This window comes from uncultured Marinobacter sp. (genome assembly GCF_913055835.1).
GTDB lineage: Bacteria > Pseudomonadota > Gammaproteobacteria > Pseudomonadales > Oleiphilaceae > Marinobacter.
In genome coordinates this window covers 66254-81000 of the sequence record NZ_CAJXKQ010000007.1, presented here as the reverse complement: position 1 = coordinate 81000, position 14747 = coordinate 66254, and the positions used below count along the sequence as shown (strand labels likewise).

Genomic DNA, 14747 nt, shown 5'->3' with positions numbered 1-14747 from the left:
ATTGCCCTCCCGAGGAGCTTGAAATTAATCCTTACAGGTTGCACCCCAAGCGGGTTGCAATTATCGGTACTGCAGGCGATCAGTATGCAGACAGGCTAGGTTACTTCCTCCACTTGCTCTCCCTCTTCCGGAACTTGCAGTTCGCCGGCGGGCATTCAGGAAAAAGCCTCCGCGAGCGGAGGCTTTTGAAGCTGGCTGGGCTCAATGCGCAAGAACCCGCGACAGAAACGCCTGGGTGCGTTCGTTCTGCGGGTTATCGAACACATCGTCCGGTTTGCCCTGTTCCACAATCGCACCTTCGTGAATGTAGATCACGCGGTCGGCTACTTCACGGGCGAAGCCCATCTCGTGGGTGACGACCATCATGGTCATGCCTTCCTTGGCCAGCTCCCGCATAACATCAAGCACCTCACCGATCATTTCCGGATCGAGGGCTGAGGTTGGTTCGTCGAACAGCATCAGGCGCGGTTCCATGGCCAGGGCCCGGGCGATGGCGACCCGCTGTTGCTGGCCGCCGGACAGCTGGCTGGGGTATTTGTCGGCCTGGTTGCCAATGCCTACCCGGTTCAGCAGCCGCTCAGCGGTGGCGTTGGCCACCGTCTGTGAGGTGCTTTTGACTTTCTGGGGGGCCAGCATGATGTTCTTCTTCACCGTCAGGTGCGGGAACAGGTTGAACTGCTGGAACACCATGCCCACTTCCTTGCGGATTTCCGCGAGGGATTTCGGGTTGCCGCTCTTGGGCGCCAGCGGGTGGCCATCCACTTCCAGGGTGCCGGATTCAAATTCCTCGAGGCCGTTCACACAACGGATCAGGGTCGATTTGCCGGAGCCGCTGGCTCCGATAATCACCACCACTTCGCCTTTCTCGACAGTTAGATCAATATCTTTCAGGACATGCAGTTTGCCGAAGTACTTGTTCATGCCCTTCATTTTTACAATCTGAGTCATGGGTAACGTTCCTTCAGACAGAAGCCAGACCGCGCCGCTCAACGAAGCGGAGAATCAGGGACAATGAGAGGGTAATGGCCAGATAAAGAATCGCGACCACGAAATACACCTCAAACGCGGTAAAGGTGTTGGCAATATAGATCTGACCCTGGCGAACCAGCTCACCCACGCCAATCACCGAGAACAGCGACGTGTCCTTGATACTGACGATGGCCTGGTTACCCAGCGGCGGAATCATCCGGCGAAAGGCCTGTGGCCAGACCACAGACCAGAAGGTCTGGGTACGGGACAGCCCCAGGGAGAGCCCGGCTTCCGTCTGGCCCTTGTCGATGGACTGAACGCCACCACGGACCACCTCGGATATATAGGCGCCGGAGTTCAGGGCAATGGCCGCAATGCCTGCAGTCAGGGGATCAATGGGACCACCGATCAGGTCGGGCAGGCCGTAGAAGATAAACAGGACCTGAACCAGGATCGGAGTGCCACGAAAGATTTCGATGTAGGCGGTTGCCGGCCACCGCAGGAACCACTTCTTATTGATGCTCAGCAGGCCAAAGACAATGCCGAGGGCAAAACCGATAAGAAGACCGCCGAAGGAAATCAGCAGGGTGTAGGGGATCCCTTTAATCAGAAAAGGGATGGAGTCGATGGCTGCCTGCCAGTCGAACTGAAACTGGAATTCCACAGTGAGAGTCTCCGCAGAGTTTTGGAGTCACGAATTGCCGGGGCAGTGACGCCCCGGCACAGGGAATCAGACCTTTGGGGTCCGGAAGCCCTTACATGCCCTCAGGCATTGGGCCAAACCACTTCTCGTAGATGGTCTTGTAGGTACCATCTTCTTTCATTGCGGCGAGGGCGTCGTTAACGTCATCAACCCATTCACTGCCACTCTTCAGGGCGATGCCGTATTGCTGGCCTTCGTACAGCGGCCCAACGGTCTTCACCTTGCCTTCACCCTTGGTGCGGGCGAAGTAGCCTACGTTTGGCGCATCGTAGAACACAGCGTCAATTGAGCGGGACATCAGCGCCATGTACATGTCGGAGCTACCCGGGTAAGGGGTTACACCGTCATCGGCTTCCAGATTCTTGACCAGGTAGTCGTAACTGGTGCTGCCGATCTTGGTGCCGATTTTCTTGCCTTCGAGGTCGTCGAATTCGCTGACATCGCCGTTGCTCTCGCGAACAAGAATGCGCAGACCGGAATCGTAGTACGGGTCAGAGAAATCGACGATTTCTTCACGCTCGTCGGTAATCGTGATGCCGGCAATGGCAATGTCCACGTTGCCGGTTTGCAGCGCCGGGATGATGCCGTTGAAATCCATGGTGTTGAGGTCAATCTCGAAACCGGCACGGTCGGCCACTTCCCGGATGATCTCCATGTCGAAGCCGATCATCTCACCGGTTTCCTGATCCATCATTTCAAACGGAACGAAACTCGGGTCAGTGACGACTCGCAGGGTCTCTGCGCTTACGGTTCCTGCGGCAACGGTGAGTGCCAGGCTGGCGCTTAGGGTCTTCAGCCATTTCGTGCTCATACAATCTCCTTTTCTTTCTTATGAGGCTCCATTTGCCCGGTAAGGCAAGCCGGACCAATCACTGCTGTTGACTGCGATCTCCGGGGAGCGTTGGTGGAACTGCATCACATACACTTTAGACTATTACGCAGATGTGCACAGGAAATCAAATGCTTGGCAGGGTAAGGGTGGCCGGGACGGGCTGTTGGATTACGGTCCTTCGGACCTAATCCAACCTACGAAGGCGGGAGATTGCCAAGTGAACCGTAGGTCGGATTAGGCCCGAAGGGACGTAATCCGACACAAAGCCAACCCAGAATCATTGCAGGTTGCCAGGAGTACTGTAGGTCGGATTAGGCCCAGCGGGCCGTAATCCGACGCCACATCAAGATAACCCAAATTAAGGCGTTTTCAGGTAGGACTAGTAGGTCGGATTAGGCCCAACGGGCCGTAATCCGACATCAGCAAACTGCATCAGAAAGCAATCTTCTCCCGCTCGCTGATGCCCAGGTTCTTCCAGATGCTGATGCTGGGTTCTACCTGGTTCAGGGTATAGAAATGCAAACCCGGCGCGCCGGCGGCCAAAAGCTTCTCGCACATCTCGGTAACCACTTCCTCACCGAACTTGCGGATGGAATCGCTGTCGTCGCCGTAGGCTTCGAGCTGTTTGCGAATCCAGCGGGGAATTTCCGCGCCGCACATGTCGGAGAAGCGAACCAGGTTGGAGAAATTGACGATGGGCATGATGCCCGGTACCACCGGAATGGTAACGCCCATTTTCTCCAGCCGGTCGATGAAGTAGAAGTAGCTGTCCGCGTTGAAGAAGTACTGGGTGATAGCGCTGTTCGCACCGGCCTGAACCTTGCGGGCAAAGTTCTTCAGATCTTCTTCGGCGTTGCGGGCCTGGGGATGAAACTCAGGGTACGCCGCCACTTCCAGGTTAAAGGTGTCACCGCTGTGCTCGCGGATAAACTCCACGAGCTCGTTGGCGTAGCGCAGCTCACCGGCGGCCCCCATGCCGGAGGGCATGTCGCCCCGCAGGGCGACAATCCGGTTGATTCCATGCTCCCGGTACAGATCCAGCAGCTCGCCGATTTCCTGGCGGGTGCCCCCGACGCAGGAAAGGTGCGGAGCCGTGGATATGCCCTGGCTATGCAGGTTGAGCACGGTTTCGATGGTGCGGTCCCGCGTGGAACCACCGGCGCCGAAGGTGACCGAGAAAAAGTCCGGGTTCACCTCGGCCAGCTGGTTGCGCACGTTCTGCAGCTTTTCCTTGCCCTGGTCGGTCTTGGGCGGGAAAAACTCAAAGCTGAAACGGCGCTTGAACTGTTTCTGGGATTGCATCTGTTTACCCGATCAGTACTTGTAGCTTTCTGGCTTGTACGGGCCTTCGACCGGTACACCGATGTATTTGGCCTGCTCCGGCGTCATCTTGGTGATCACACCACCAAAGCCTTCCACCATGGCGCGGGCCACTTCCTCGTCCAGATGCTTGGGCAGAACCTGAACGTATACGCCTTTCTCGCGGGCATCTTCCGGCAGATCCGCGAACTTGCGCTCGAACAGGTACATCTGGGCCAGAACCTGGTTGGCGAAAGAGCCATCCATGATCCGTGACGGGTGACCGGTAGCGTTACCCAGGTTTACCAGGCGGCCTTCGGACAGCAGAATCAGGTGGTCGTTGGTGGCCTTGTCGCGGTACACAACGTGCACCTGCGGCTTAACCTCGTCCCATTCCCAGTTCTTGCGCATGTAGGCGGTATCGATCTCGTTATCGAAGTGGCCGATGTTGCACACCACGGCTCCGCTCTTCAGCGCCTTGAGCATGTGCGCATCGCACACGTTCATGTTGCCGGTGGTGGTGACCAGCAAATCAGTGTTCTGCAGCAGATCACGGTCCACGCCCGCCTCGGTGCCGGTATTCACGCCATCGATGTAAGGGGACACCACTTCAAAACCGTCCATGCACGCCTGCATGGCACAGATCGGATCGGCTTCGGTGACTTTCACGATCATGCCTTCCTGGCGCAGTGACGCGGCAGAGCCCTTGCCTACGTCGCCGTAGCCGATGACTAGGGCTTTCTTGCCGGACAGCAGGTGGTCGGTCGCGCGCTTGATGGCGTCGTTCAGGCTGTGGCGACAACCGTACTTGTTGTCGTTCTTGGACTTGGTGACCGCGTCGTTCACGTTGATGGCCGGAACTTTCAGGGTGCCTTCGCGCAGCATTTCCTGCAGGCGATGCACGCCGGTGGTGGTCTCTTCGGTCACACCGTGGCACTTGGCCAGAATCTCGGGGTACTTTTCATGGAGCAGAGCAGTCAGGTCGCCGCCGTCGTCCAGGATCATATTCGGCTCCCAGCCGTCGACGTCAGCTCCCACGGTACGCTCCAGGCACCAGTCGTACTCTTCGTCGGTCTCGCCTTTCCAGGCAAACACGGGAATGCCTTGTGCCGCGATGGCTGCTGCGGCCTGATCCTGGGTTGAGAAGATGTTGCACGAGGACCAGCGAACATTGGCGCCAAGCTCAATCAGGGTCTCGATCAGCACGGCGGTCTGGATGGTCATGTGGATACAGCCCATGATGTTGGCGCCTTTCAACGGCTGCTCGGCTTTGTATTTCTCACGAAGCTTGATCAGGGCCGGCATTTCGCCTTCAGCGATGTTGATCTCCTTCCGGCCCCAGCCGGCGAGGGAGATATCGCGAACCTTGTAGTCGTCAAAGCTGTTCAGTTTTTCTGCGGGAGTGCTCATGGTGTTCTCCTGTCAGTCAGTTTGGCTTGGGCGTATGCCCGATGACATACGCCCGAAATCGGTTTAGATACCAGCAGCATCCTTGAGAGCGGCGGCGCGATCGGTCTTCTCCCATGGGAAGGCGGTAAAGGTCTTGCCACCCACGGTCATTTCGTACGGGTCGCGGCCAAAGTGGCCGTAGGCTGCCGTGGCCCGGTACATCGGGTGCAGCAGGTCAAGCATGTTGGTGATCGCGTACGGGCGCAGGTCGAAGTTGTCGCGCACCAGCTGGATGATCTTGTCATCGCTGATCCTGCCGGTGCCAAAGGTGTTCAGGGAGATCGACGTTGGCTGCGCCACGCCGATGGCGTAGGACACCTGAATCTCACACTTGTCGGCCAGGCCGGCGGCAACGATGTTCTTGGCCACGTAACGGCCGGCGTAGGCGGCGGAGCGGTCAACCTTCGAAGGATCCTTGCCGGAGAAGGCACCGCCACCGTGGCGTGCCATGCCGCCGTAGGTGTCTACGATGATCTTGCGGCCGGTCAGGCCACAGTCGCCAACGGGGCCGCCGATCACAAACTTGCCAGTCGGGTTGATGTGGAACTGGGTGTCCTTGTGCAGCAGCTCTGCGGGCAGAGCGTGCTTGACGATCAGCTCCATCACCGCTTCTTTCAGATCTTCCTGGGTCACGTCTTCATCGTGCTGGGTGGACAGAACCACCGCGTCGATGCCGGCAACACGGCCATTCTCATAACGGCAGGTCACCTGGCTCTTGGCGTCCGGGCGCAACCACGGCAGCAGGCCGCTCTTGCGGGCCTCGGCCTGGCGCTGGACCAGACGGTGGGAGAAGGTGATAGGCGCGGGCATCAGCACGTCGGTTTCGTTGCTGGCGTAGCCGAACATCAGGCCCTGGTCGCCAGCGCCCTGATCTTCCGGCTTCTGGCGGTCAACACCCTGGGCGATATCCACGGACTGCTTGCCGATGATGTTGATCACGCCGCAGGTGTCGCCGTCGTAGCCCACGGTAGAGGAGGTGTAACCAATATCCTTGATCACGCCACGCACCAGGTCTTCCAGATCTACCCAGGCACTGGTGGTAATCTCACCGCCAACGATGGCTACGCCGGTTTTTACCATGGTTTCGCAGGCAACGCGGGCGTGCGGGTCATCGGTCAGGATAGCGTCCAGCACGGCATCAGAGATCTGGTCTGCCAGTTTGTCCGGGTGGCCTTCAGAGACCGATTCGGAAGTGAAGATGTTGTAGTCAGCCATAACGCATGCTCCTCTGTGAGCGATTCAAATTCAGGCCGGTAAGTGGCTTTCTTAAAGCGCTTTCCGGTATCCGGTTTGGTGGTCTGTGTGAGGATACGTAAAACTACGTATCCGTATATCAAAATTTGTTGATATTGCGATTCAGGTCGTCAAATCTGGCCGCCGTGTTTCCAGAATTCGCGCACCTGGATCTGGAACCCGTTCCGTAAGCCGATGAACAGCTGTTCTCCGGCAACCAGGCCGGCGTCTGCAGCCCAGGTTGTGAGCTCTTCCGGTTCAAAGCCCAGCCAGAGATCACCGCAGTTCGCTTTTGCCCAGTCCTGATCGTGACTGCACAGGTCGCTGATGACGAAGCAGCCGCCGTTATTCATCAGCGCCGCGGCATCCAGAAAGATATCTGCGGGACTGGGCACGTGGTGCAGAACCATATTGGCAACCACCAGGTCGAACGCGTCTCCCCTGGCCAGCAGGGTATCGGTAACGCCCTCGATCAGGTCAATGTTGTTCAGCCGCTCGTCAATGCACGTCCGGGTAGCCTTGGCCAGCATGTCCCGGCTGTTGTCCAGGGCCACCACGTGGCCACAGAGTTCTGCAAGTATCGGCAGAAAGCCGCCTTCGCCCGGTCCTATTTCCAGGGCGGTCTGCCACTGGTTTTTGCGGGAACGCTTGCGAATCAACTCCGCAACCGGCTCAGCGTAAAGTTCAAACGCTGCAATCAGCTCCTGTTGTTCCCTGAACTGCTCTGCATGCCGGGCAAAAAAGGCCTGGGACTGGTCCGCGCGCTGGGTGCGGATGGCCTCAATGCGCTCCTGCAGGTGAGGAGGCAGTGGCACCCGGTCTACCGCTTCGAATATCTGGCGTATCGTCTGGTCAGTCGGCTTGTCGCTGTCGAGGTGCAGCGGGCGGCGATAGAAGATCGCATTGCCCTCACGCTGCGGCTCCAGCAGGCCGGCTTTGTTCATCACCTTCAGATGGTGGCTCATGCCGGACTGGCGCATATCAAACAGCTGGCTTAGCTCCAGTACCCCGAAAGTATCCCTTCTAAGCACACGCAAGATCTCCAGGCGCAACGGGTCCCCGCTCGCTTTGAAGATCGGGGCCAGCGCCTCTACGGAGGACAGGTTGTCGGCGTGTGCGTTCATGGATGTCATGGGAACGAAGTTTAGGGTGCTTCGGGTGGTCAATCAATAGGAATATCAAAAAATTTTGATATAGATTTATCGTTCTTTGAAATCAGGCTCTTTCGGAAATCCACAGGCAAACAATCGTGAAACAGGCACATGCCGATTTGCCCCGGCACACACTAATCGGCGAAAATACGCGCCTCATTTTTGATCGCCCTTTAATCACTACGAATTCTTTTCCTGCAAAACACTGGAGAAACGTCAATGCCGTCTCGTAAAGATCTCGCCAACGCCATTCGCGCGCTGAGCATGGATGCGGTTCAGAAAGCCAAGTCCGGCCACCCGGGTGCGCCCATGGGTATGGCGGATATCGCCGAGGTTCTGTGGAACGATTACCTGAGCCACAACCCGGCCAACCCTCAGTGGGCCAACCGTGACCGCTTTGTGCTGTCCAACGGTCATGGCTCCATGCTGCAGTACTCCCTGCTGCACCTGAGCGGTTACGACGTTTCCATTGACGACATCAAGAACTTTCGTCAGTTGCATTCCAAGACTCCGGGTCACCCGGAATACGGCTATACGCCGGGCATTGAAACCACCACCGGCCCGCTGGGCCAAGGCATCGCCAACGCCGTTGGTTTTGCCATTGCCGAAAAGTCCCTGGCAGCGCAGTTCAACCGACCCGGCCACGAGATTGTTGATCACTACACCTACGCGTTCCTCGGCGACGGCTGCCTCATGGAAGGCATCTCTCACGAAGTGGCGTCCCTGGCCGGCACCCTCGGCCTCGGCAAGCTTGTGTTCTTCTACGACGACAACGGCATCTCCATCGATGGCGAGGTTGAGGGCTGGTTCACCGATAACACCCCGCAGCGTTTCGAATCCTACGGCTGGCAGGTGATTCCCGCAGTCGATGGCCACGACGCCGACGCCATTCGCGCCGCCATCGAAGCCGCCCGTGCCAACACTGATCAGCCCACCCTGATCTGCTGCAAGACCATCATCGGTTTCGGTTCCCCGAACAAGCAGGGCAAGGAAAGCTGTCACGGTGCACCTCTCGGCGACGACGAAATCACCCTGACCCGCGAGCAGTTGGGCTGGCAACATGGCCCGTTCGAAATCCCGGCCGACATCGCCAGTGCCTGGAACGCCCGTGAGAAAGGCGCCGCGGCACAATCCGAGTGGGAGCAGAAGTTCGCCGCCTACGAGAAAGCCGAGCCCGAGCTTGCCGCTGAATTTAAGCGCCGCATGGCCGGTGACCTGCCTGCCGATTTTGCCGAGAAGGCCCAGGCCTATATCCAGGAATGCCAGGACAAGGCCGAGACCGTGGCCTCCCGTAAGGCGTCCCAGAACACGCTGAACGCCTACGGCCCGCTGCTGCCGGAACTGATGGGCGGCTCTGCCGACCTGGCCGGTTCCAACCTGACCATCTGGTCCGACACCAAGGGACTGACCAAGGAAGATGCCTCCGGCAACTACATCTACTACGGCGTTCGTGAATTCGGCATGGCCGCCATCATGAACGGCATCGCCCTGCACGGCGGTTTCGTGCCTTACGGCGCGACCTTCCTGATCTTCATGGAATACTGTCGCAACGCCGTGCGCATGGCCGCACTGATGAAGCAGCGCTCCATCTTCGTGTTCACCCACGATTCCATCGGCCTGGGCGAAGACGGCCCGACACACCAGCCGATCGAGCAGATGGCGAGCCTGCGCACCACGCCCAACATGAGCATGTGGCGTCCGGCTGATACCGTTGAATCTGCAGTGGCCTGGAAAGCTGCCCTGGAACGCAAAGACGGTCCCACCGCTATGGTGTTCTCCCGTCAGGGACTGCCCGCCCAGGACCGTGATGCCCAGCAACTGGCAGACGTGGCCAAAGGCGCCTACATCCTGTCTGACAGCGAAGGCACACCGGAGCTGATCCTGATTGCCACCGGCTCCGAAGTAGCCCTGGCCCAGGACGCCGCTGCCAAGCTGCGGGAGCAGGGCAAAAAAGTGCGCGTGGTCTCCATGCCGTCCACCGACGTGTTCGATGCCCAGAGCGCCGAGTACAAGCAGCAGGTTCTGCCGCTGGATGTGACCAACCGCATCGCCATTGAAGCAGGCATTGCCGACTACTGGTACAAGTACGTTGGCCTGGATGGTCGCATCATCGGCATGACCACCTTCGGTGAGTCAGCGCCTGCCGGCGAGCTGTTCAAGGAATTCGGCTTTACCGTCGACAACGTCCTGGAAGTGGCGGCTGAGCTGCTGGACGCCTGATGACAGACTCTACGCCTTTTCGTGTCGCCATCAACGGGTACGGCCGAATCGGCCAGTGCGTGTTGCGCGCGCTTTATGAAAACGGCTTCCGCGACCACCGGCAGGTGGTCGCGATCAACGAGTTGTCGGATATCGACACCATTGCCCACCTGACCCGATACGATTCCACCCACGGCCGTTTCCAGGGTGATATTTCGGTATCGGGCCAGGACCTCATGGTCAATGGCGATGCTATTCGCGTGTTGAGTCATGCTGACCCGGCAGAACTGCCCTGGCGGCTGTTGGATGTCGATCTGGTACTGGAATGCTCCGGCGCCTTCTCTGATCGCGCCACGGCCCAGAAGCACATCGATTCCGGTGCCAAACAGCTGCTGTTTTCGCAGCCGGCCGAGTCAGATGTAGACCGCACCGTGGTCTACGGTGTGAACCACGCTGATCTCACAGCTGATGATGTAATCGTGGCCGCCGCCTCCTGCACCACCAACTGCCTAGTGCCAGTGATCAAAGTGCTGGATGACGCGTTTGGTGTGGAGCAGGGCAGCACCACCACCATCCACGCCGCCATGAACGACCAGCCAGTTATAGACGCCTACCACCACCAGGACCTGCGGCGCACTCGGAGCGCCCTGCACAACATCGTCCCGGTGGAAACCGGCCTCGCCAAGGGCATCGAACGGCTGCTCCCCAACATGGAGGGCAAGTTCAGCTCGGTGGCCATGCGGGTTCCGACCATGAACGTGTCCGCCATCGACATGGTGGTGAACGTTCGTAAGAGCACCGATGTGGCAACGGTGAACAACCTGTTAAAAGAGGCCGCCAACGGCCCGTTGAAGAGCATACTCGGCTATACCGACGAACTGCTGGCCAGCTCCGATTTCAACCACGACGCCCATTCCGGCGTGGTCGACGGCGGCCAGACCCGGGTAACCGGGGGCACCATGGTGAAAGTGCTGTGCTGGTTCGATAATGAGTGGGGGTTCGCGAACCGGATGCTCGATGTCAGCAAAAGCTGGTTAACCAAACATTCTTAATCTGAAATTTTGTTGAAGGGAAGAACGTTATGGCCATCAAGAAAATGACTGACCTCAACCTCGCCGGCAAGCGAGTGCTGATCCGCGAAGACCTGAACGTGCCGGTCAAGGACGGCAAAGTCTCCAGCGACGCCCGCATCCGAGCGTCACTGCCCACCATCAAGGCCGCCAAAGACGCCGGCGCCAAGGTCATGCTGATGTCCCACCTGGGCCGCCCGGAAGAAGGCGTGTACGACGAAGCTTCCTCCATGAAGCCGGTTGCTGATCACCTGACCAAAGTCCTCGGCCAGGAAGTCCGCCTGATCAAGGACTACCTGGACGGCGTTGAAGTAGCCGATGGAGAAGTTGTCCTGTTCGAGAACGTTCGCTTCAACAAGGGCGAAAAGAAAGACAACGAAGACCTCGCCAAGAAATACGCGGCCCTGTGTGACGTCTACGTGATGGACGCCTTCGGCACTGCCCACCGCGCCCAGGCCTCCACCCACGGCGTGGCCAAATTCGCCCCGGAAGCCTGCGCCGGCCCGCTGCTGGCGGCCGAGCTGGAAGCTCTGGGCAAAGCCCTGGATAACCCGGCCAAGCCCGTGGTTGCGATCGTTGGCGGCTCCAAAGTCTCCACCAAACTGGACGTGCTCAATGCTCTGGAGAAAGTCTGCGACTCCATTATTGTAGGCGGCGGCATCGCCAACACCTTCCTGGCCGCAGCCGGTCACCCGGTGGGCAAATCCCTGTGCGAACACGACCTGATCGACACCGCCAAAGACATCGCCAGCCGCGTTGAAATCCCGCTGCCGGTCGACGTCGTGGTCGCCAGCGAGTTCGCCGAAACCGCCACCGCCACCGTCAAGAACATCTCCGACGTCACCGACGACGACATGATCCTCGATGTGGGCCCGGAAACAGCAGGCGAATTCGCCCAGTTGCTGAAAAACGCCAAAACCATCCTGTGGAATGGCCCGGTCGGCGTCTTTGAGTTCGACCAGTTCGGCAACGGCACCAAAGCCCTGGCCGAAGCCATCGCCGAAAGCGACGCCTTCTCCCTCGCTGGCGGTGGTGACACCGTCGCCGCCGTTGACAAGTACGGCGTTGCTGACAAAATCTCGTATATTTCCACCGGTGGTGGCGCCTTCCTCGAATTCGTAGAGGGCAAGACACTCCCGGCAGTAGCAGTATTGGAAGAACGCGGCGAATAAACAAACAAGGGCGGCTCTGGCTAAAGCAAGCAGAAAGGCCAGAACGCAAGGCAGGTGGAGGATCGCTTCCCGGGACTGTCTGCAGCATGGATGCTGCAGTCAAGCGTACATGGACGTATTTACAGCGTGTCCCGGGAAGCGATCCTCCACCTGCCGCAGCAGACTCCCAAGCCAAACCAGAGGAGTCCTGCACAGAAACAGAATTCAACTACCCAAAGTCCAAATGAAGGAGACGACCCATGGCCCTGATTTCGATGCGGCAAATGCTGGATCACGCCGCCGAGCATGGTTACGGTGTGCCAGCCTTTAACGTCAACAACCTGGAACAGATGCGCGCCATCATGGAAGCCGCCGACAAAACCGACTCCCCGGTGATTGTCCAGGCCTCCGCCGGTGCCCGCAAATACGCCGGCGCCCCCTTCCTGCGCCACCTGATCCTGGCGGCCATCGAAGAATTTCCGCACATCCCGGTAGTCATGCACCAGGATCATGGCACCAGCCCTTCCGTGTGCCAGCGCTCCATCCAGCTGGGCTTCAGCTCCGTGATGATGGACGGCTCCCTTGGTGAAGATGGCAAAACCCCCACCGACTACGAATACAACGTCGACGTTACCCGTCGCACCGTTGAAATGGCCCACGCCTGTGGTGTCTCCGTAGAAGGCGAGCTGGGTTGCCTGGGTTCCCTGGAAACCGGCCAGGCCGGTGAAGAAGACGGCATCGGTGCCGAAGGCACCCTGGACCACAGCCAGATGCTGACCGACCCGGAAGAAGCGGCCGACTTCGTCAAGAAAACCCACGTGGACGCCCTGGCCATTGCCATCGGTACCAGCCACGGCGCCTACAAGTTTACCCGTCCGCCCACAGGCGACATCCTGGCCATCGACCAGATCAAAGCCATCCATGCCCGCATTCCGGACACCCACCTGGTTATGCACGGCTCCAGCTCCGTGCCCCAGGAGTGGCTGAAGATCATCAACGAATACGGTGGCGAGATTCCGGAAACCTACGGCGTACCGGTTGAAGAAATCGTGGAAGGCATCAAGCACGGCGTGCGCAAGGTCAACATCGACACCGACCTGCGCCTGGCCAGCACCGGTGCTGTCCGTCGCTTCCTGGCCGAGAACCCGGCCGAGTTCGACCCGCGCAAATTCCTCAAGGAAACCATGAAGGCCATGACCGAAGTGTGCATTGCACGCTACGAAGCCTTCGGTTGTGCCGGCAACGCCAGCAAGATCAAGCCGGTAAACCTCGAGCGCATGTTCGAGCGTTACGCCTCAGGCGAGCTGGACCCAAAGGTCAAGTAAGCTTAAGAGACCGGAACCGAATTGGCCTCCGCATTGCGGGGGCCTTTTTGTTTGTGGCGCCAGGCCGCCAGGAAGATGAGCAGCCCGATGGTTGCAGTCGTAGCCCCAACATAGCCTGTCGAAGACCAGCCGAAACCAGCGGTGATAGCCATACCTGCCAGCCAGGGCCCAAGGGCGTTGGCAACATTGAAGGCAGCATGGTGGGAAGCCGCCGCCAGGTTCTGGGCGCCGTGAGCCACATCCATCAGATGGGTCTGCAGCGCCGGACCGAGGGCGCCCATCATGGCGATCAGGAAACAGGCAATCAGCAATATCGGAAGTGTGCCGGTCGTGGAGGGGAAGACCAACAAGATGCAGGCGCTCAGTAACAGGATAACGCCGACCGCCCGGAATCCGAGGCGATCGAACAGCCAGCCACCGAGCAGGTTACCGGTGAACCCACCCAGTCCGAATACTGCCAGTGCAAGAGGAATCCAGTATTCTTCAACCTTTGTTACTTCCAGCAGTGTCGGCGCCAGGTAGCTGAACACGGCGAACATACCGGAGAAACCAATGGCGCCGATGGCCAGGGCAAACCAGATGCCGGCCCGGTTGAACGCCCGAATTTCGCTGAACGCCCCCTTCCGTTGTTCCTGCGGATCCGTTGGCAGTACCGAGATCACCATGGTCAGGGTGAGCACGGAAATGAGCCCAACGAACATGTACACGTAACGCCAGTCCAGAGACTGCCCCATCCAGGCCGCCATGGGGTTGCCTAGCAATAGCGCCAGGGTCAGCCCCATCATGACGCGGCTGACCGCTTTTGCCCGTTGATGGACTGGCACCAGGGACGCCGCCACCAGGCAGGCGACGCCGAAATACGCTCCGTGGGGGAGGCCGGCCACAAATCGGGCAATCATGACCCCGGTGTAGTCCGCCGCCAGGGCGCTCGCCAGATTCCCTGCCGCATAAAAGCCCATCAGCCAAATCAGCAACTGGCGCCGGAAAAAACGGGCTCCGATAACCGCCAATAGCGGCGCACCCACCACAACTCCCAGCGCATAGGCGCTGATCAGATGGCCCACCTGTGGCTCGGTGACACCGAGATCCTGCGACACATTGGGCATCAGGCCCATGATGGCGAATTCACCCGTACCGATGGCAAATCCACCAAGTGCCAATGCGAATTCGATCAGGAAAATCCGGAGTCGTGTGGCTGGTTCGCTGCTCAAAGAGCTCTCCCTGGCGCTGGTTGAAAGAGTAAAACCGGTAATTCTCAACTCTATCGGAACGAGATGCCATACGAATTACCACAGTGGGATGGGTCACAAGCTCTCACGTGTTTGATCTACCGCAACTGCGCAACACCGAGTGCTTGTATTTTCGC

At 58.9% G+C, this 14747-nt stretch carries 12 protein-coding genes; 4 read left to right on the top strand and 8 right to left on the bottom strand.

Annotated elements, in window-relative coordinates; translation table 11 throughout:
- Positions 1–201: 201 nt before the first annotated feature.
- The 7 genes from QZ534_RS06200 to QZ534_RS06170 form a co-directional block, all read right to left on the bottom strand.
- Positions 202–948, bottom strand: a complete 747-nt coding sequence (locus tag QZ534_RS06200) for an amino acid ABC transporter ATP-binding protein (protein ID WP_296932735.1) — start codon at positions 946–948, stop codon at positions 202–204.
- Positions 949–961: 13 nt separating this feature from the next.
- Positions 962–1633 carry an amino acid ABC transporter permease gene (locus QZ534_RS06195; RefSeq protein WP_069184433.1) on the bottom strand — a complete coding sequence of 224 codons (672 nt, stop codon included), beginning with the start codon at positions 1631–1633 and terminating at the stop codon, positions 962–964.
- Positions 1634–1724: 91 nt separating this feature from the next.
- Positions 1725–2483, bottom strand: coding sequence for a transporter substrate-binding domain-containing protein (locus tag QZ534_RS06190; protein ID WP_296932729.1), 759 nt, complete (start codon positions 2481–2483; stop codon positions 1725–1727).
- A gap of 453 nt (positions 2484–2936) precedes the next feature.
- Complete coding sequence (gene metF / locus QZ534_RS06185) at positions 2937–3806, bottom strand: methylenetetrahydrofolate reductase [NAD(P)H] (RefSeq protein WP_014578167.1); 870 nt, start codon at positions 3804–3806, stop codon at positions 2937–2939.
- Positions 3807–3818: 12 nt separating this feature from the next.
- A complete protein-coding gene (gene ahcY, locus QZ534_RS06180) occupies positions 3819–5213 on the bottom strand; it encodes an adenosylhomocysteinase (RefSeq protein ID WP_296932724.1) in 1395 nt (464 codons plus the stop codon).
- Between the two features lie 63 nt (positions 5214–5276).
- The gene (metK, locus tag QZ534_RS06175; protein ID WP_296932721.1) at positions 5277–6467 is read right to left on the bottom strand and encodes a methionine adenosyltransferase; all 1191 of its coding nucleotides are present in this window, start codon (positions 6465–6467) and stop codon (positions 5277–5279) included.
- 149 nt (positions 6468–6616) lie between these two features.
- Positions 6617–7618, bottom strand: coding sequence for a metalloregulator ArsR/SmtB family transcription factor (locus QZ534_RS06170; RefSeq protein ID WP_296932719.1), 1002 nt, complete (start codon positions 7616–7618; stop codon positions 6617–6619).
- Between the two features lie 237 nt (positions 7619–7855).
- Here QZ534_RS06170 and tkt point away from each other — a divergent pair, with 237 nt between their 5' ends.
- From tkt to fba, 4 genes are all read left to right on the top strand, one after another.
- The gene (gene tkt, locus QZ534_RS06165; protein WP_296932716.1) at positions 7856–9856 is read left to right on the top strand and encodes a transketolase; all 2001 of its coding nucleotides are present in this window, start codon (positions 7856–7858) and stop codon (positions 9854–9856) included.
- On the top strand, positions 9856–10887 hold the full coding sequence (gene gap / locus QZ534_RS06160; RefSeq protein WP_296932713.1) for a type I glyceraldehyde-3-phosphate dehydrogenase: 1032 nt from the start codon (positions 9856–9858) through the stop codon (positions 10885–10887). Before tkt ends, gap begins: the two co-directional genes overlap by 1 nt.
- A 29-nt stretch (positions 10888–10916) precedes the next feature.
- Entirely contained in the window at positions 10917–12077 is a 1161-nt protein-coding gene (locus tag QZ534_RS06155) for a phosphoglycerate kinase (RefSeq protein ID WP_296932711.1), read from the top strand.
- A 239-nt stretch (positions 12078–12316) separates the two neighbouring features.
- On the top strand, positions 12317–13381 hold the full coding sequence (gene fba, locus QZ534_RS06150; protein WP_048496096.1) for a class II fructose-bisphosphate aldolase: 1065 nt from the start codon (positions 12317–12319) through the stop codon (positions 13379–13381).
- 2 nt (positions 13382–13383) lie between these two features.
- Here the strand turns inward: fba and QZ534_RS06145 are convergent, their stop codons facing one another.
- Positions 13384–14592, bottom strand: coding sequence for an MFS transporter (locus QZ534_RS06145; RefSeq protein WP_296932705.1), 1209 nt, complete (start codon positions 14590–14592; stop codon positions 13384–13386).
- Positions 14593–14747 lie beyond the last annotated feature (155 nt).